18 protein-coding genes and 2 tRNA genes are annotated in these 18,157 nt (G+C 67.0%); 4 read left to right on the forward strand and 16 right to left on the reverse strand.

Annotated elements, in window-relative coordinates:
* Positions 1 to 197: 197 nt before the first annotated feature.
* The 5 genes from DIZ26_RS23355 to DIZ26_RS23375 form a co-directional block, all read right to left on the reverse strand.
* Positions 198 to 671, reverse strand: coding sequence for a carboxymuconolactone decarboxylase family protein (locus tag DIZ26_RS23355; RefSeq protein WP_112244992.1), 474 nt, complete (start codon positions 669 to 671; stop codon positions 198 to 200).
* Between the two features lie 68 nt (positions 672 to 739).
* Positions 740 to 1,369 (reverse strand): class I SAM-dependent methyltransferase, encoded by a 630-nt coding sequence (locus tag DIZ26_RS23360; protein WP_112244994.1) that lies wholly within the window; start codon positions 1,367 to 1,369, stop codon positions 740 to 742.
* A 23-nt stretch (positions 1,370 to 1,392) separates the two neighbouring features.
* Positions 1,393 to 2,136, reverse strand: a complete 744-nt coding sequence (locus tag DIZ26_RS23365) for a DinB family protein (RefSeq protein WP_112244996.1) — start codon at positions 2,134 to 2,136, stop codon at positions 1,393 to 1,395.
* Between the two features lie 100 nt (positions 2,137 to 2,236).
* Entirely contained in the window at positions 2,237 to 2,812 is a 576-nt protein-coding gene (locus DIZ26_RS23370) for a dihydrofolate reductase family protein (protein ID WP_198676245.1), read from the reverse strand.
* Between the two features lie 151 nt (positions 2,813 to 2,963).
* Entirely contained in the window at positions 2,964 to 3,479 is a 516-nt protein-coding gene (locus DIZ26_RS23375) for a GNAT family N-acetyltransferase (RefSeq protein ID WP_157979793.1), read from the reverse strand.
* Between the two features lie 201 nt (positions 3,480 to 3,680).
* Here DIZ26_RS23375 and DIZ26_RS23380 point away from each other — a divergent pair, with 201 nt between their 5' ends.
* Positions 3,681 to 4,112, forward strand: a complete 432-nt coding sequence (locus DIZ26_RS23380; RefSeq protein WP_112245002.1) for a hypothetical protein — start codon at positions 3,681 to 3,683, stop codon at positions 4,110 to 4,112.
* Between the two features lie 180 nt (positions 4,113 to 4,292).
* Here DIZ26_RS23380 and DIZ26_RS23385 read toward each other — a convergent pair.
* From DIZ26_RS23385 to gyrB, 6 genes are all read right to left on the reverse strand, one after another.
* Positions 4,293 to 4,365: transfer RNA gene (locus DIZ26_RS23385), tRNA-Ala, on the reverse strand.
* Positions 4,366 to 4,373: 8 nt separating this feature from the next.
* Entirely contained in the window at positions 4,374 to 4,505 is a 132-nt protein-coding gene (locus tag DIZ26_RS38380; protein ID WP_232828540.1) for a DLW-39 family protein, read from the reverse strand.
* Between the two features lie 33 nt (positions 4,506 to 4,538).
* Positions 4,539 to 4,612: transfer RNA gene (locus tag DIZ26_RS23390), tRNA-Ile, on the reverse strand.
* A 107-nt stretch (positions 4,613 to 4,719) separates the two neighbouring features.
* Positions 4,720 to 5,661, reverse strand: coding sequence for a DUF3566 domain-containing protein (locus tag DIZ26_RS23395; RefSeq protein WP_112245004.1), 942 nt, complete (start codon positions 5,659 to 5,661; stop codon positions 4,720 to 4,722).
* Positions 5,661 to 8,312 carry a DNA gyrase subunit A gene (gene gyrA, locus DIZ26_RS23400; protein ID WP_112245006.1) on the reverse strand — a complete coding sequence of 884 codons (2,652 nt, stop codon included), beginning with the start codon at positions 8,310 to 8,312 and terminating at the stop codon, positions 5,661 to 5,663. The genes DIZ26_RS23395 and gyrA overlap by 1 nt, the downstream gene beginning before the upstream one ends.
* A 90-nt stretch (positions 8,313 to 8,402) precedes the next feature.
* Positions 8,403 to 10,442, reverse strand: coding sequence for a DNA topoisomerase (ATP-hydrolyzing) subunit B (gene gyrB, locus DIZ26_RS23405; RefSeq protein WP_112245008.1), 2,040 nt, complete (start codon positions 10,440 to 10,442; stop codon positions 8,403 to 8,405).
* 309 nt (positions 10,443 to 10,751) lie between these two features.
* On the opposite strand from gyrB, the gene DIZ26_RS23410 reads away from it, so the two are divergent.
* Genes DIZ26_RS23410 through DIZ26_RS23420 form a run of 3 tightly spaced genes read left to right on the forward strand, consistent with a single transcriptional unit; the run spans position 10,752 to position 12,534 of the window.
* Complete coding sequence (locus DIZ26_RS23410) at positions 10,752 to 11,384, forward strand: hypothetical protein (RefSeq protein ID WP_112245450.1); 633 nt, start codon at positions 10,752 to 10,754, stop codon at positions 11,382 to 11,384.
* Complete coding sequence (locus DIZ26_RS23415; protein ID WP_112245010.1) at positions 11,381 to 11,977, forward strand: hypothetical protein; 597 nt, start codon at positions 11,381 to 11,383, stop codon at positions 11,975 to 11,977. Before DIZ26_RS23410 ends, DIZ26_RS23415 begins: the two co-directional genes overlap by 4 nt.
* Positions 11,974 to 12,534 (forward strand): hypothetical protein, encoded by a 561-nt coding sequence (locus DIZ26_RS23420; protein WP_112245012.1) that lies wholly within the window; start codon positions 11,974 to 11,976, stop codon positions 12,532 to 12,534. Before DIZ26_RS23415 ends, DIZ26_RS23420 begins: the two co-directional genes overlap by 4 nt.
* 25 nt (positions 12,535 to 12,559) lie before the next feature.
* Here the strand turns inward: DIZ26_RS23420 and DIZ26_RS23425 are convergent, their stop codons facing one another.
* From DIZ26_RS23425 to dnaN, 5 genes are read right to left on the reverse strand one after another with little or no spacing between them, the layout of a single operon-like run.
* A complete protein-coding gene (locus tag DIZ26_RS23425; RefSeq protein WP_112245014.1) occupies positions 12,560 to 13,891 on the reverse strand; it encodes a hypothetical protein in 1,332 nt (443 codons plus the stop codon).
* 57 nt (positions 13,892 to 13,948) lie between these two features.
* Positions 13,949 to 14,632, reverse strand: a complete 684-nt coding sequence (locus DIZ26_RS23430; protein WP_232828541.1) for a DUF721 domain-containing protein — start codon at positions 14,630 to 14,632, stop codon at positions 13,949 to 13,951.
* Positions 14,625 to 15,764: a DNA replication/repair protein RecF gene (recF, locus tag DIZ26_RS23435; RefSeq protein WP_112245016.1), complete on the reverse strand. Its 1,140-nt coding sequence runs from the start codon at positions 15,762 to 15,764 to the stop codon at positions 14,625 to 14,627. The genes DIZ26_RS23430 and recF overlap by 8 nt, the downstream gene beginning before the upstream one ends.
* 31 nt (positions 15,765 to 15,795) lie before the next feature.
* Positions 15,796 to 16,713, reverse strand: a complete 918-nt coding sequence (gnd, locus tag DIZ26_RS23440; RefSeq protein WP_112245018.1) for a phosphogluconate dehydrogenase (NAD(+)-dependent, decarboxylating) — start codon at positions 16,711 to 16,713, stop codon at positions 15,796 to 15,798.
* Positions 16,714 to 16,748: 35 nt separating this feature from the next.
* Positions 16,749 to 17,894: a DNA polymerase III subunit beta gene (gene dnaN, locus DIZ26_RS23445; RefSeq protein WP_112245020.1), complete on the reverse strand. Its 1,146-nt coding sequence runs from the start codon at positions 17,892 to 17,894 to the stop codon at positions 16,749 to 16,751.
* Between the last annotated feature and the right edge of the window lie 263 nt (positions 17,895 to 18,157).

Consider the following 18,157-nt stretch of genomic DNA (forward strand, 5'->3'; position numbering starts at 1 on the left):
ACAGACGATCAGGCGTCCGCTCCACTGCCCGCTAGGCCGGTCCGGACATCTGCACGCACCCGCAAACAAACAGCGCGTACCCCGTGACAATCCGTACCCGAACCGTCACCTCACATAGGTGCTCATAGCAACAACTTCGTGGCCTCCAGCAACAACCTCACGCGTTGAGCCACCAGGCGGGAGGAACTGAGATCCGGTCAGCCGAACATGCCCGGCTGGTAGTCGCCGGCGGGCTGCTGGATGATGACGTTCAGCCGGTTGAAGGCGTTGATGATGGCGATCGTCGACACCAGGGCAGCTAGTTCCTCCTCGTTGAAGTGCTTGGCTGCGTTGGCCCACGCTTCGTCCGTCACTCCGCCGGCCGCGTCCGCGATCCGCGTGCCCTGCTCGGCCAACTCCAGCGCCGCGCGCTCGGCCTCGGTGAAGACGGTCGCCTCTCGCCAGGCCGCGACCAGGTTGAGGCGCTGCTGGGTCTCACCAGCCGCCGCGGCGTCCTTGGTGTGCATATCGGTGCAGAAGCCGCAGCCGTTGATCTGGCTGGCTCGAAGTCGCACCAGCTCCTGGGTGGCCTCCGGCAGCGTCGATTCCGCGGCGACGCGGCCCGCGGACGCGAGGTACTTCAGCGTCTTGCCCATGGCCGGGTCTGCGAAGAGGTTCAAACGGGCATCCATGATGGACTCCTCGATCGTCGTCGATGTGTACACACCTCCGACGAAACTGCCCGCCAGATTGTGAGGCGCTAGCGCGCGACGAGGACTCCGCCCAGCTTGCTCTCGGCCGAGCTGAGCGTCAGCTGCGCCTCGACGGTGAACCCCGCATCGCCAAGCCAGGCAGCCATCCGGGCCGGCTGGCGCAGGTGAACGTGGAGGTTCATCGGGTGCCCGCCGTACCCCGATGTCTTCAGCCGCGTCTCGTCGCCCACGTGAAACCCGATCAGCAACGGGCACCCGGGCCGCAGTACGCGCCGGAACTGCTCAAGGACCAGACCCAGTTGGTGATCGGGGATGTGGATCAGCGAATACCATGCGACCAACCCCGCCAGCGATTCATCAGCGAGGTCGAGCTCGGTCATCGACCCGACCTCGAACCGTACGCCGGGATGCTCTCGCCGGGCCACCTCGATCATCGCGGGCGACAGGTCGATCCCGAGAACGTCGCCTGCCGCCCTCCTTAGATACCCGGCGATCCGCCCTGAACCACAGCCGACATCGCCGATCAGCCCACGGCCCCCGACCTCCCGGACGAACGCGTCCAGCATCGCCCGCTCGTACGGCGTCTGCTCGAGCAGGTCCCGCACGATCTCGGCATAGCTGTCGGCGACCGTGTCGTACGACGTCCGGGTCTCCACCAGCCAGTCTTCAGAGCTCATGGACCGGCACGCTAGCTGAGCGCTCAGACACTCTCGATCGCGTCGAGGTCGCGTACGGCGTACCGGTGGTGCTCCCACTCCTCCTCGAGGATCACGTGCACGCAGGTGAGAGTGCTCTCGGGATACTCCGGCGACCACGGATTGCGGTGTACCGCGGCCAACTCGTCCGCCGTGACCTTGGCGAGGAAGTCGCGGACCAGCGCGACGCGACCAGCCCGAGCTTCCAGCACTTCGCCGTACGACGGTTTGCTGGTCACGAAGATCGACATGTCCAGCCCGTCCTCGTCGCCACTCCCGAGCCCGAGCGGGTGGAACGGCTGCTCGAGTTCGAGGACCGAGCGGCCCAGCCACGCGTCTGTCGCGAGGACCAGATGCCGCAGAGTCTGCGCGAACGACCATTCGCCATCCACCGACACGTCCACAGTGCCTTCGGGCATCGCCGCGACCCGCTCCAGCGTTGCCGCCCAGGTCCGCTCGAGCACGGCCCACGCCTTCTGCAACCCCTCGGGATCACCGGCCCGCCGCTCACTTCGACCGGGAAACCGGCGATCAAGCTCAGCCTCCACGAACGGCACGACATCGACCCCGTTGACCTTGAGAACTCCCTCGCCCTCGGTCAGCCACGGCGCGTCGATGTCCGCCGCGTCCACCAGCACCCCACGCATCACCACCCGCGAAAGATCGCTCCCCACGAACCGGGCGCCCCGCAGATCCACCTCGACGAACTCCGCCCCGCGCAACTCGTCATCCCGCCCAAATTTCGCCATCCCCTCTCTTTCCACGCCACCCAACCCGCTGTCAAGCACCCGGCCCGCGCCCGCCGAGGTTCGGGTTGTTCACCGCTGTGGGGAAGTCTGTGGACAGGCGCTAGCTGCGGACGCGGTAGGTGGACATCACGTAGCCGCTGGAGGAGGTGGTGCTGTTGACCGTTTCGAGTTGGATGGGTGGCAGGTTGTCGAGCAGCTTCTTCTGACCCGCGGCTGGGGCGATGGTCGGGACGACGACGAGTTGGAGTTCGTCGACGAGGCCGGCGGCGAGCAGGGTGTGGGTGATCGAGATGCTGCCGTGGATCCCGATGTCGCCACCCGGCTGCGACTTCAGGTCCTTCACGAACTCGACCAGGTCGCCCTCGATCACGCTCGCGTTGGCCCACTCGCTCTCGAGCGGTGTCGACGTCGCGACGTACTTCGGAGCCGCGTTGATGAACGACGCGAACGGCTCCACGTCGCTGCTCGGCCAGAACCCGACCCACTCGTCGTACGTCCGCCGCCCGAGAATGATCGCGTCCTGGCCGGCGATGAGTTCGCTACCCCTGGCGTCCACCTCGTCATCCCACCCGGCCAGAAACCGATCGGCCGCCTCAGCCACCCCATCGAGCGACACGAAATAGGCCGCCACAACCTTCCTCTGCCCCTGCCCGTTGTTCCCGTCGTTCTCCGACACGATGCGCTCCTTGAAAGTCGATTGATCCCCGCTCACCCTTGCGTCGGACACCCCGACCCCACATCGACACCCCACGGCAACTTTCCCCCCACCGGCCGGAGGCGGCCCGTCGGCGTACCGGCGCGGGGGAAGGTCGCGAGCTCGTGCCGGGTTATGGCAGGTGTACGAAGCCGATGTAGTCCGCTCCAGCTGGGCCGGGACGCGAAGTTCCGTCGCGGGTCCAGCCGTGTCGCTCGTAGAAGCGGAGGGCACGAGTGTTCCGCTCCCAGACATCCACCTCGCCTACAGCATCACCCTGGCGTGCGATGGAGACGAAGCGTCCCATCAGGGCGCTACCAACGCCACTCGACCACCGGCCTGGCTCGACAAAGATCCCGACGAGCCTGACGCGCCTCTCGTGAGGTGCATTCGTCGGAAACACTCCGCTGCCATCCACGGTGAGCACACCGACGACGTCATCGCCCAAGACTGCTACCAAGACAGCCAGTCGCGAGTCCACCACCATCTTGCGCCAGGTCTCCCGGTACTCCGCGTCAGGTACCGCCGGGACTTCATAGCCACCTGCCGCGTAGTACACCGCCCTCGACCGAGCATGCAGCTCCGCAAGCGCATCCCCGTCGCCCGGCGCTGCCTCCCGAACGCGAACGACCTGAGCCGGATCCGTCACGAGACACGAGGCTACGACCCCACCACGACGAGAAGCGCCATTTCCGCGGATGGAAGCTCCAGAGCCGCGGACCGTACGTTCCAGGACTCGCGTCGTGAGCGGTGCCGCCAGGTCCATGCTGTGCGGGGTCATTGGGGGTCAGACTGAAAGCGGAAGGTCGGCGGTTCGAGACCGGCACCCGGCAACAGGAGACTGACTCCAATGGCTGAGCATCAGATCGACCCGTACGACCAGCAGACTCTCGACCTCCTCGCTGCCGCCGGCGTCGAGGAAGCACTGGTGGAGCGAGTGCGCCGTACAGCAAAGGAAGCCGCAGCCTGGAAGGCGCAGACCACCGACCAGGTGGAAATCCCAGCGGAAATGAGAATTCGGCCGCCGCTCTGTCTCCACGACACCGGAAGCACCCAGTACTGGAGCTGGCCGTTCCAAATCGGCGAGTGGCGTTATCGGGTCATCAACAAGGAGAAGCGCGGGTCGCGCTACGCCTACGACGTGCACACCTGGCGCGACGCTGGATGGGTATTCATCGTCCAGGTCGACGCCGGCTCCCCTGACGAGGGCGGATTCCTGGATGCCCTCAAGGTCGCCAACAAGATCCTCTTCGGCGGCCTCAGAAGAGAAGACAGGCCATGATTGACCGACCGCGCTCAGCAGCAGACCCGCGCGCGCACCCACCGCGGAGGAGCGGCAGTTCGGGTGGGTGGGAGCGCCCAGAGCTGGGAGTGACGGAGGAGCGATCGGCGGCGGGTGCGTGGGGGACTTGCGGCGTACGAACAGAAAGCCGGTTCCTGGGGGAACCGGCTTTTGTTGGGGTGGAGACGAGGGGACTCGAACCCCTAACCCCTGCCTTGCAAAGGCAGTGCTCTGCCAGTTGAGCTACGCCCCCGTGGGGGATCAGTGCCCGGGGGTGACCGGGTCTACGGCCTCGGCCCAGAGGTCCTGCTCGGCGCGGGCCTGCTGGGACTTCCTGTAGACGAAGTATCCACCGACGCTGGCCAGCAGAACCAGCAGAACCTTCTTCAGCACCGGGGACTCCTTGGATCGATGTCGATCTGGGGGTGGGCCTAACAGGATTTGAACCTGTGACCTCTGCCTTATCAGGGCAGCGCTCTAACCAACTGAGCTATAGGCCCGCAACTGCGGGGGAAGAACCTCGGAGAGATTACCGCACTGATCGCCTCTCTCCCAAACCGGTTCCGCCCGGGCGCTCAAGAAGCCCGGACGGAACGGCGGGAAGGACTCAGTCCTCGGAGGCCAGCGTCACTTCGAGGCCGCCCAGCAGGGTGGCCGCGATGTTGTAGAGGAACGATCCGAGGGTGGCCAGCGCGGTGATGATCAGCACATCGGCACAGGCCAGCAGGGTGGTGAATCCCATCACCTTGCCGGTGTTGATGTAGTCCTCGATCCGGAACGGCTCGGCCGACGGGGTGCCGAGAACCTCCGACACCGTGTTGTTGATGTTGTCGAAGACGCCGGCCGCGCCGATCGCCGACCAGACGATGAACACCGCGACCCAGGTGACGATGCCGAACGCGATCGAGAGCAGGAACGCCGTCTTCATCACCGACCACGGGTCGACCCGGGACAGCCGGAGCCGCGCCTTCCGGGTCTGCGGCCGGCTCGACACCTTCGCGGCCGTTTCCGGCTTGCTGCGGTCGGTGGTGGCTGCGTCCTTGACCGCGGCCGCCTTCTCGAGCACGGCCTGCTTCGCCGCGTTCACCTTGTCACCGAACGTTTCCGCCGGGGCCGACGGCGTCGAGACCTTGCCGGTCTGCCCGTACTGCGGGGTCGCCGGCTGGCCGCTGCGCAGAGGGCTCTCGCCGACTCGCGGCTCGGGACGACCGGGCGTGCTCGGGTTCAGCGGCGGTCGCACCGGGGAAGCCTGCGTCGCTGCGCCGGCGGAACCGACTGCCGACGACGGCCGGACCGGCGGTTGCTGCGGCGGACGCGCGGGACTACCGGCCGGCTGGCCCGATGGCTGGGTCTGGCGGGGCGGCTGCTGGGTCGGCGTACCGGACCGCTGGCCGTTGCCTGACGGCGTACGGCCGTTGGAGGCGGGTGTGGCCGGTGGGGTCGCCTGGCTCTTCCCGTTGCCGCCCTGACCGGTTCGGCCCGGTGGCGTCGCGGGTTTGGAGCTGTCAGCCGCCCCATCAGGCCATGTCGGCCTCGCGCGGTTGGTCATCAGGTGCCCTCCTGGCCGGCTTCGTCGCCTTCGACGGTAGCCGCGCCCTCGATGTCCGTCGAATGCTGCTCATCATTCTGGACGCTCTCGGGGGCCGTTTCGGTTGGCGCACCATCCACATCCTGGACAGCGACCTCGCCGTCTTCGACGGTTTCAGCCTCTTCCTCACTCACGGTGAGGTCGGTATTACGGGCGATCGCGACCACAGCATCAGATTCCCCGACTCCGGCGAACTTCACACCCATCGTGTCGCGGCCCTTCACCGGAACGCTGTCCACCCGGCTGCGGACGACCTGGCCGCTGTTCTTGATCGCGAGCACCTGGTCGGAGTCGACGACGATCAGCGCGCCGACCAGCGAACCACGCTCGTCGTTCAGCTTGACCGCCTTGATGCCCAGCCCGCCACGACCCTGCTGCCGGTACTCCGATACGCGCGAACGCTTCGCGTAGCCGGCGTCGGTGACGGTGAAGACGTACTGCGCGTCCTCCTCCGAGCCGGCCCGGATGACGGCCATCGAGAGCAGCTCGTCGCCGTCGCGGAACTTCATCCCGGTGACGCCGGAGGTCGCGCGACCCATCGGCCGCAGTTGCTCGTCGTTCGCGGTGAAGCGGATCGACTGGCCCTTCTTGGAGACCAGCATCAGGTCGTCCTCGGCCGACCCGACCTCGGCGCCGATCAGTTCGTCGTCCTCGTCGCGGAAGTTCACCGCGATGATGCCGCTCTGCCGGGCCGAGTCGTAGTCGGTCAGCGCCGTCTTCTTCACCAGGCCGCGCTTGGTGGCGAGCAACAGGTACGGCTCCTGCTGGTAGTCGCGCAGGGTCAGAACCTGGGCGATCTCCTCGTCCGGCTGGAACGAGAGCAGGCCGGCGACGTGCGAGCCCTTGGCGTCGCGCGCCGACTCGGGCAGCTGCCACACCTTGGCCCGGTAGACCCGGCCCTTGGTGGTGAAGAACAGCATCCAGTGGTGGTTCGTGGTGGCGAAGAAGTGCCCGATCTCGTCCTCGGCCCGCATCGTCGCGCCGCGGACGCCCTTGCCGCCCCGGTTCTGGGTGCGGTAGAGGTCGGTCTTGGTGCGCTTGGCGTACCCGCCGCGGGTGATCGTGACGACCACTTCCTCGTCCGGCACCAGGTCCTGCACGGACAGGTCGCCGTCGGCCGCGATGATCTCCGTACGCCGGTCGTCGCCGTACCGCTCGACGATCTCGGCCAGCTCGTCGCGGACGATGGTCCGCTGCCGGACCGGGTCGGCCAGGATGTCCTCGAGGTCGGCGATGACGGCCTCGAGCTCGAGCAGCCGGTCGACGATCTTCTGCCGCTCCAGGGCGGCCAGCCGGCGCAGCTGCATGTCCAGGATCGCCTGGGCCTGGATCTCGTCGATCTCCAGCAGCGACATCAGGCCGCCGCGGGCCTCCTCGACGTCCGGGCTGCGCCGGATCAGCGCGATGACCTCGTCGAGGGCGTCCAGCGCCTTGACCAGGCCGCGGTAGATGTGAGCCTGCTTCTCGGCCTCACGCAGTCGGTACTTGGTCCGCCGCTGAATGACCTCGATCTGGTGGTCGATCCAGTGCGTGATGAACAGGTCGAGGCTCAGTGTGCGCGGTACGCCGTCGACGAGCGCGAGCATGTTGCAGCCGAAGGTGTCCTGCAACTGCGTGTGCTTGTAGAGGTTGTTCAGTACGACGCGGGGCTGGGCGTCGCGCTTCAGCACGATCACCAGGCGCTGGCCGGTTCGCGACGAGGTGTCGTCGCGGATGTCGGCGATGCCGGTCATCTTCCCGGTGTTGACCAGCTCGGCGATCTTCTGCGCGAGGTTGTCGGGGTTGACCATGTACGGCAGCTGGGTGACGACGAGGCTGGTCCGGCCCTTCGCGTCCTCCTCGATGTCCACCACCGCTCGCATGGTGACCGAGCCGCGACCGGTCCGATAGGCGTCGTCGATGCCCTTGTAGCCGACGATCAGCGCGCCGTTCGGGAAGTCCGGGCCCTTGATGTTCTCCATGCACGCCGCCAGGACTTCTTCCTGGGTGGCGTCCGGGTGCTCCAGCGCCCACTGGGCCGCGGCCGCGACCTCGCGCAGGTTGTGCGGCGGGATCTGCGTCGCCATGCCGACCGCGATTCCGGCCGAGCCGTTCACCAGCAGGTTGGGGAAGCGGCTGGGCAGGATCACCGGTTCCTGCGAGCGGCCGTCGTAGTTGGGGCGGAAGTCGACCGTGTCCTGGTCGATGTCGCGCACCATCTCCATCGCCAGCGGCGCCAGCCGGCACTCGGTGTACCGCATCGCTGCGGCCGGGTCGTTACCCGGCGAACCGAAGTTGCCCTGGCCCTGGATCATCGGCGCACGCATCACCCACGGCTGCGCCAGCCGGACCAGGGTGTCGTAGATCGCCGAGTCGCCGTGCGGGTGGTACTGACCCATCACGTCACCGACGACGCGCGAGCACTTGGAGAAGCCCCGGTCCGGCCGGTAGCCGCCGTCGTACATCGCGTAAAGGATGCGGCGGTGCACCGGCTTGAGGCCGTCGCGTACCTCGGGCAGCGCGCGGCCGACGATGACGGCCATCGCGTAGTCGAGGTACGACTGCTGCATCTCCGTCTGCAGATCGAGGGGCTCGATCCGGTCGTGTCCTGGCGAAATGGGGGTCTCGGTCATCTGATGCTCGTCCCGTTCATGTCAGACGTCGTACGTCGGTGAGTCGGCGCTGGAGTGGCAGCGGCCCCGCGAGAGGCAGGGCCGCCGCACTCAGATGTCAAGGAACCGAACGTCCTTGGCGTTGCGCTGGATGAAGTTCCGGCGAGCCTCGATGTCGTCGCCCATCAGGGTCGCGAAGGTCTCGTCGGCGCGGGCGGCGTCGTCCAGGGTGATCTGCAGCAGCACCCGGTTGGCCGGGTCCATCGTGGTCTCCCACAGCTCCTGCGCGTTCATCTCACCCAGACCCTTGTAGCGCTGGGTGCCGTTCTCCTTCGGCAGCTTCTTGCCCGCCTCGGCGCCGGCGGCCATCAGGCCGTCCTTCTCGCGCTCGGTGTAGGCGAGTTCGTGCGCGCTGTTGCTCCAGCGGATCTTGTACAGCGGCGGCTGGGCGGCGTACACGTGACCGCGCTCGATCAGCGGCCGCATGAAGCGGAACAGCAGCGTGAGCAGCAGGGTCCGGATGTGCTGGCCGTCGACGTCGGCGTCGGCCATGATCACGATCTTGTGGTACCGGAGCTTCTCTTCGTCGAAGTCCTCGTGGATACCGGTGCCCAGGGCGGAGATGATCGCCTGGACCTCGTTGTTCTGCAGGACCTTGTCGATCCGGGCCTTCTCGACGTTCAGGATCTTGCCCCGGATCGGCAGGATGGCCTGGAACTTCGGATCGCGGCCACCCTTCGCGGAGCCACCGGCCGAGTCACCCTCGACGATGTAGACCTCGCACTCCTCGGGGTTCGTCGACTGGCAGTCGGACAGCTTGCCCGGCAGACCGCCGCCGCCGAGCAGCCCCTTGCGGTTGCGGGCCAGGTCGCGCGCCTTGCGGGCGGCGATCCGGGCGCTCGCGGCCGCGGTGGCCTTGCGGATGATCTCGCGGCCCTCGGCCGGGTTCTGCTCGAACCAGGCGCCGAGCCGGTCGTTGACGACCCGCTGGACGAAACCCTTGACCTCGGTGTTGCCGAGCTTGGTCTTCGTCTGGCCCTCGAACTGCGGTTCGGCCAGCTTGACCGAGATGATCGCGGTCAGGCCCTCGCGGATGTCGTCACCGGTGAGCCTGTCCTCTTTCTTCTTGATCATCCCCTGGTCCTCGCCGAACGAGTTGACCAGCGAGGTGAGCGCGGACCGGAAGCCCTCTTCGTGCGTCCCGCCCTCGTGGGTGTTGATCGCGTTCGCGAAGGTGTGCACGGACTCCTGGAACGAGCCGCTCCACTGCATCGCGACCTCGAGGCTGAGCGAGTCCTCACCAGTGGCCGCCTCGAAGGCGATCACGTCGCGGTGCACGGTCTCGCGGATGCCGGTCAGGTACTTCACGTAGTCGATCAGGCCGTCGTCGTACTTGAACGACTGCTCGACCGGGTTGCCGTCCTCGGTGTGGTCGGGGCGCTCGTCGCGGATGACCAGCTCGAGGCCCTTGTTCAGGAAGGCGTACTCGCGGAAGCGGGTGGACAGCGTCTCGTACGAGTAGACGGTCGTCTCGAAGACGTCCGGGCTCGGCCAGAAGGTGATCGTGGTGCCGGTGCTGTCCGACGTACCGACCTCGGCCAGGTCGGCGTCCGGGACGCCGATCGTGAACGACTGGGTGTACGCCTTGCCGCCGGTGCTGACGTCGACCTGCAGGCGGCTGGACAGCGCGTTCACGACGGAGACGCCGACGCCGTGCAGTCCACCGGACACCTTGTAGCCGCCGCCACCGAACTTGCCGCCGGCGTGCAGAACAGTCAGTACTACGGTGACGGCCGGCTTGCCCTCGGACTCGACGATGCCGACCGGGATGCCACGGCCGTTGTCGACGACCCGGACACCACCGTCGGCCAGCAGAGTGACGACGATCTTGTCGCAGAATCCGGCCAGCGCCTCGTCCACCGCGTTGTCGACGACCTCGTAGACAAGGTGGTGCAGACCGCGCTCACCGGTGGACCCGATGTACATACCGGGGCGCTTGCGGACCGCGTCGAGACCCTCGAGGACCTGGATCGCGCTGGCGTCGTACTCGCGGTCGACGGCCGATCTGGTGATCTCGGTGAGCGGAGCTTCTTCGATGCCGGTGCTGTCTGCGGACGTTGTTTCGTCGATCTCGGTCGGCTCGTCGATCACCGGCTGTTGTCCTCCTCGGACCCCACCTGCGCGGGGCATCGAATCACAGTACGAGCCGCCGTACTGTGGGATCAGCACCGGCGGCTACTTCAACAGGCCCATCCTACCCGTCGACCGAAGCAGAACCTGCCACCAGGCGGACGAAACTCGGGTCAGGGCGTGTTTTCGGACTCCCGGCCATGTCCCCCCACGCAGGGTGGGGGCTTCGAAAGCGCTCACGGCATTCAGTGGCTTCTGATCGGATCGCCCCTGACGGTCTCGGTGCCGAGACCCGGCACCCCGCACCCACCGGCGCTTAGGATCATGGCCGTGGAAAGTCTGGACGACGTCATCGACGCCATGATCGCCGATCGGGTGATCCACCGTCACCGCCGCAAATGGCTGATCGCGATCGCCGCGGTCCTCGTCCTGGCGCTGGTCATCTTCGTGACCGGCGGCTGGAAAGAGAAGAAAGGCCGCAAGGTCGACACCCTCAAGGCACCGGTCACGCTGACTGCCGGCCGGTACGAGTTCGGCTTCACCTCGGCGGAGATCATCCGTACTCCGAAGACGACGTACGATCCGGCCAAGTCCCGCCTCGTGGTCAGCTTCGACCTGAAGAACGTGGACACCGAGAAGCACGAGACCCAGTCGCTGTCCGGCGACCTGCTGCAACTGGTGCCCGGCCACGGCGCGGATCTCATCGACAGCAACGGCGCCACCTGCCGTGATCAGCTGAACTACAAACTCGTCTACGGCCTGCCTGCCGTTCCCTGTACGGCGGAGTTCAAGGTGCCGAACGATTTCAAGGAGTCCGTCGTCGAGATCGGCGTGCTCGGCGAGAAGTGGGAATCCGACAACGCCCTGCTGGGGTTGTCCGACAAGCCCTACTGGCACAACGAGGAGGCGACCGCCGTCGTCCAGCTCGAGACGACGATCAAGACGGAGAAGAAGGACAAGTGAAGCTCTACCGTCCCGCCACCGTCCTCGTCGGCGTCCTGTTCGTGCTGCTCGGCGGACTGACCCGGCTGGTGGACACCGACCAGGTCTACGAGGACTCCACCCGGGTGACCGCCCACGGCACCATCGGCCAGAAGATCCAGTACGGCGACTCGGCCGTCACCGTGACCAGGATGCGGTTCGCCAAGACCTTCCTCGCCGACGAGAACGACGACAAACCGATCGAGACCGACGGGATCTTCGTCGCCGTCGAATACGAGGCGTACCGCGGTACGAAGGACCCCGGCAGCAACGACGTCACGTTGACCGCGGACGACGGCAACATCTACGAGTCGGTCGCCGAGAACGCATCGAGTGGCATCACCTTCCCGCAGCCCGGTTTCACCGAGTCCGGTGCCTTCGTCTTCGAGGTCAATACCAACGACCTCAAGGGACTGACCTTCAAACTGCGCACTTCGCAGTTCTTCACCGGCGTACCGGCACGCGACATCGCCGTCGACCTGGCCGTCCCCAGCGACGAGGTCGCCAAGCAGTTGGTGGACAAGGCGGCCGATCAGTACGTCATGCCCGAGCGCTCGACCAGGGTGGACTCATGAAGCTCTCGACCCGCGCCTACCGCTGGACCGGCCAGATCTCCTTGCTGCTCACGCTTCTGGGCATCGCCGCCTACCTGACGGTGAGCAACTACCTCGGCGACGCCGAGCGGGTCTTCAGGGAGGGCGCGGTCACCGAAGTCGTCGGCCACGGGCCGGTCGAGGTCGCCAAGGTTCGCTGGCAGCTCGACTCGATGCAGGCCTACACGAGGCTCGTCGACGAGGACAAGAAAGAGATCACCATGGATCACCCGGCCGGTTCGGTGATCATCTTGGTGAAGGCGTCCGTGACACCGCTCAACGGCCTCAAGATGAACGACGGCTTCAGCTGCGAGGCGAAACTGCGGGACGACCGCGGCAATGTCTGGGAGCACACCAGCGTCTTCGGCCTGGACCTGCCCACCTACTGCGGTGACGACGACCGGCCGATCAAGCGGAACCAGACCGGCCAGATCGCCCAGGTGTACGTCGTACCGGCGTCCGCCGTGCCGCATCTGGTCGGTATCCAGGTGGAGGACGCCGACTACGAGGTACTGCGGCGGGTCCTGCTGACCTGGTGAGCGCTGCGGCTGACCTGGTGAGCGCTCAGGCCTGGACCGGCTGAGGTTCGTGCTGCGCCTGCTCGGCCTTCTTGGCGGCCGCCTCCGCACGGCGCTCCGCCCCGACCGAGATGCACAGGTCGAAGGCGGCCGCCAGCAACGCGATCTGCAAGGTGTCGAAGACCAGGTCCCGGATCCCGGTGGTGATGTCGGTCGTCATCATGCCCCAGTGCAAGCCGTGGACGCCGACCAGGCGTTCCATCCCGAGCAGCACCCAGTCGCGGGCGAGCTTCCAGAGCGTGTAGACGAAACACACGACGCCGAGGAAGACCGGGCCGACGCGGACGAGCAGGCGGAAGGCGTTCAGCGTCGGGTAGAACTTCTCCCGGAGCCCGCCCAGCACCAGGTTCGGTGCCTGATTGGTCCACGCGACCAGGCGGCCCTGCGGCTTGACCTCCGCGGCGTGACCGCCGAGCCGGCGCTCCAGCCGGGTACCGCGGAAGACACCACCGCCGGACAGCACCCGGTGACCGAAGACCACGGTGGTGATCGCCAGCCAGGTCAGCGGTTCGCCGACGCCCTCCTTGAACAGCGGCCAGAGGGTGTCCCAGAAAATGCCCCAGAGGAACTCGATGCCGGCCGGAATCGGGATGTGGATGCCGGCGAACCAGTCCTTCATCCCAGTCCACCAGTCCACCGAGAAGTACCAGAAGTTGCGGTCGCCGAACCAGTCCTTGAAATCCTCGACGGCGAACGGCGTGACGACGACCGTCAGCAGCAGGAAGAAGGCTTCGGCCCAGACCTGGGCGAACTTGACCGGCCGGCTGGGCCAGCGGTCGTCGACCGCCTCGACGACCCGGCGGATCACCAGCAAGGTCACGATGGCCGGCAGGTAGCTCTTCCAGTGCCCGCTGCCGAGCTGGAAGAACTGCGAGCCGGGCTGGGTACCGCGGATGATCTGGTTGTACGTGCCGAGTGTGCCGATCCGCTCGTCCAGGAACCCCCAGGCCGACCAGACCGCGACCAGCGGAAGCAGGGTGAGGGCCAGCAGTTCCATCAGGTTCTGCTGCGTCGGGTCAGAGGTCTCTTCGGCCTTGTTGCTGGCCGCATCGCGCCAGCGGTAGAGCGAGGTCGCGCAGGTCCGGATCATGCCCACGGTGGCAGCGATCTGGACCAGTACGCCGGCCGAGAAGACGCCGACGCCGAGACTCGAGTGCTGGTGTTCGGCCAGCCAGACCGCCGCGTCGGTGGAGGCCATGAAGCCGATGTAGCCGGCCAGGAACCAGGTCACCAAGGGCAGCAGGTTGCGCCACCAGAGCCGGAAGGCATCGGTGATCAGCTGGACCATTTCGCGAAGGCCGTCCACGATCGTGCGCATCGCGCCCGATCCTAGGGGAGCCGTGGGTCCTCGCCACAAGCGGAGCGGGTACCCGGCTCAGCCGTAGGTGTCACGGGGGCCGCGGCCGCCACGCACCGTGCGCGGACCCTTACGCCAGCTGGGTGTGTTGGGGCCTTCGACCTTGACCCTGGTGACCGTGCCGTCGCCGAGTTCGGCGTTCAGCCGGCGGACCAGGTCGGGGGCGAGCAGCCGGACCTGGGTCGCCCAGGCGGTCGAGTCGGTACGGACGGTAACCTCGGTGTCGGTGTAGCTCTCCGGCTTGCAGTGCGAGGCCATCTCGGGGCCGACGATCGACGGCCAGCGGGCCATCACCCCGTGGACGGCGACGTCGACCTCCCAGCCCTGGTCGCGCATCAGCCGGCCGAGCGTGTTCGTCAGCAGCTGCGGATCGCGGTCGTCCGGGCGTGAACCACTGACCTGCGAGCCGTAGCCGGGCCGACGCCGGCGTACCTTCTTCACCGGCTTGACCGGGCTCATCCCTTTGAGCCGGCCGGCCAGTGCCTTCGCCAGGTCGAGGCCCTGCTTGTCGTGCTCCGGTTTTGCCGTCTCGGCGTCCTGTCCGACCTCGCTCTCGAAGCCGCTCTCAGAGGAATTCCGGGGTTCTGAGCCACTTCTGGCGGGTTCGGTACGGGCTTGGGGCTCGGGTCGCTCGGGCAGCGGCTGCATCCCGAACCCGCCACGCGGGTCCGCATCAGGACGGAGGTCGCCGCCGTCAGGCACGGAGTACGGTCCCGTCGCCCACGTCGAAGCGGGCGCCACTCAGCTCGAGCGGCACATCGGCCCCGACGGCAGCGGTCACCAGCACCTGCTCGGCGGGCGCGACCAGTTCGGCGAGGCGATCGCGGCGCGAGGTGTCGAGCTCGGCGAACACGTCGTCCAGGATCAGCACCGGCTCACCCCCGTCCGCCTTGAGCAGTTCGTACGACGCCAGTCGCAGCGCGAGCGCGAACGACCAGGACTCACCGTGACTCGCGTACCCCTTCGCAGGCAAGTCGCCGAGCCCGAACAGGACATCGTCGCGGTGCGGCCCAACCAGCGAAACGCCACGATCGAGCTCGTCCTGGCGACGCTGGTGCACCTCCTCGAGCAGTACTGCGGCCAGCTGCTCGCGACTCGTCACTCCGGGCTCGAGCGGGACCGACGACTTGTACTCCAGCCGGGCGTCTCCCTTGCCTCGGGCAACGGCATCGTAGGCGCTGGACACCAATGGACGAAGGGATTCCAGCAACTCCAGCCTGGTCGCGAGCAACTCCGAGCCGGCGCGGGCGAGGTTCGAGTCCCACACTTCGAGGGTCCGCAACTGTGCCTCGGCGGCACTCGACCGGTTCTGCCTGCGGGCCTGCTGGGCACTGCGCAGCAGCGAGTTGCGTTGCTTGAGAACGCGGTCGTAATCCTGCCGGACGCCGGCCATCCGGGGTGTCCGAAGCGTGAGCAACTCGTCCAGGAAGCGGCGGCGCTCGGACGGGTCACCCTTCACCAGGGCGAGATCCTCGGGCGCGAACAGCACGGTCCGGAGCAATCCGAGCACCTCGCGCGGCCGTGGTACCGGCGAGCGGTTCACCCGGGCCCGATTTGCCCTCCCAGGATTGATTTCCAGCTCGACGACCAGGTCGCGGTCGTGATCGCTGTGGATCTCGGTCCGCACGATCGCCCGGGCGGCACCGGCTCGCACGAGTGGCGCGTCGTTCGCCACCCGGTGCGAACCGAGCGTCGCGGTGTAGTGGATCGCCTCGACCAGGTTGGTCTTCCCCTGACCGTTCGGCCCGACGAAAGCCGTCACGCCCGGGGTGAGCTGAACCTCCACCTGCGGATAGGACCGGAAGTCGAGCAGGCCAAGAGCGGTGACAAACACCGGAATTCCTCTGTAGGACGGATTCTGAGGCTCAGTGCTTGATCGGCGGAGTCGCGTACGACGGGTCCTCGGCACCCTTGACCGCGTGGCCACCGAACTGGTTGCGCATCGCCGCGATCGCCTTCATCGCGGGGGAGTCGTCCTGCCGCGACGCGAACCGGGCGAACAACGACGCGGCGATGGCCGGCACCGGTACGGCGTGGTCGATCGCGGCCTCCACGGTCCAGCGACCCTCACCCGAGTCGTCGGCGTACCCGCGGATCTTGTCCAGGTGGGTGTCTTCCTTCAGCGCGTTAACCATCAGGTCGAGCAGCCAGGACCGGATCACGGTGCCTTCGCGCCAGGAATCGAATGTCTCGGGCACGTTCTGCACGATCTCGGCGGCTTCGAGCAGCTCGAAACCTTCGGCGTACGCCTGCATGATCGCGTACTCGATGCCGTTGTGGACCATCTTCGCGAAGTGGCCGGCGCCGACCTTACCGGCGTGCACGAAACCGAACTCGCCCTCGGGCTTGAGCGCGGTGAAGATCGGCATCAGGGTGGCGATGATGTCGTCGTCGCCACCGCACATCAGCGCGTAGCCGTTCTCCAGACCCCAGACGCCGCCGGACACACCGCAGTCGACGAACTTGATGCCCTTGTGCGACAGCAGTTCGGACCGGCGGATGTCATCGGTCCAGCGGCTGTTGCCGCCGTCGATCACGATGTCGCCCTCGGACAGCAGCTCCGCCAGCTCGGTCAGCACCGGGTCGATGGCCTGCACCGGCACCATCACCCAGACGATCTTCGGCTGGTCCGTCGCCGTCAGCTTGCCGACCATGTCGGCAAGGTCGGTGGCATCGGAGATGTCCTGATTGTGGTCGAAACCGACAACGGTCAGGCCTGCGCCGCGAATCCGCTCGCGCATGTTGCCGCCCATCCGGCCGAGACCGACAAGGCCGAGCTCCATCGTGAATCCCCTTGTTCTGTTGGCGTCGCGGTGTGTCAGCTGTTCAGGCGGACCGGCATCAGCACGTACCGGAACTCACTGATCGGTTCGCCGTCGAAGTCCTTCACGCCGGTCAGTTCGGCCGGCTTCGTCGCCTGCGTGAAGGCCAGGTGCGCGACCGAGGTGCCGATCGCGTTCAGACCGTCCAGCAGGTACGTCGGGTTGAAACCCACGGTAACCGGCTCGCCAACTACGCGCGCCTCGATCGATTCCGACGCCTGCGCCTCGTCGCCGCTGCCGGCGTCGAGCGTGACGGTGTCCTCGGAGAACGTCAGCCGGACCGGCGCGTTCCGCTCGGCGACCAGGGCGACCCGCTTGACCGCCTCGACCAGGGTCGCGGTGTCGATCCGGACCCGGGTCGCGATCGCCGCGTCGGTCGGGATGATGCCGCGAACCTTCGGGAACTCGCCGTCGAGCAACCGGGTGGTCGCGCGGCGGTTGCCACCGGAGACCTGGCCTTCGAAGCCGACGATGCCGTCACCGGTTCCAGGAGCGGCCAGGGAGACGATGATGTCGGTCCCGGTCATCGCTTTCGCGGTTTCGGACAGCACTCTGGCCGGGATAAGGGCTGCTGCAGAGGCATCTGGGGATTGCGGGCTCCATTCGAGCTCGCGGATCGCCAACCGGTAGCGGTCCGTCGCGAGCAGCGAGATCGTGGAGCCCTCGATCTCGACCCGTACGCCGGTGAGCACGGGCAGGGTGTCTTCACGGCCGGCCGCAGTGACCACCTGGGCGACTGCCTGAGCGAAAACGTCACTGCGAACGGTGCCGCTGGCGGCTGGAAGGTCCGGCAGAGCCGGATATTCCTCTGTGGGAAGCGTTTGGAGCGTGAACCGCGAAGTGCCGCAGGTGACCTGGGCCTTCGCTCCGTCCACGGCGATGTCCACGGGCTGATTCGGCAGGCTCTTGGAGATGTCCGCGACCAGCCGGCCGGAGATCAGGCACTTGCCCGTGTCTGCGACCTGGGCCGGAACGGTCACCCGCACGGAGGTCTCGTAGTCGAATCCGGACAGGGTGATCTGCCCTTCCTCGGCCTCGACGAGGAGTCCGGCGAGGATCGGAATGCTGGGACGACTGGGCAAACTGCGCGCGGCCCAGGCCACCGACTCGGCCAGTACGTCGCGCTCGACGCGAAACTTCACCGCTGGGTGCCTCCTGATTCGGCTGTGTGCCAGGCAGATCCTGCCACGGACGGGTGTGATGTGCGCCAACAGGGCTTGACGTGGCGGTTCGGGCGGGTCGCGGGTCCCCGCCACCGGGGCCCGCGGGACCACTCTGACAGGTCGTTCCGACAGTGCTCCGGAAGGAGCCGAAAGTCGAGTTTTCCCCAGGTTCGGCCGCAGCACCCTTTTGTGGACTGGGACCCCCTTACAGATTCCATAGGGTTCTTCGCACCGGTGGATAG

Source organism: Kribbella monticola (assembly GCF_003261635.1).
In the GTDB taxonomy this organism is placed as follows: Bacteria; Actinomycetota; Actinomycetes; order Propionibacteriales; family Kribbellaceae; genus Kribbella; species Kribbella monticola.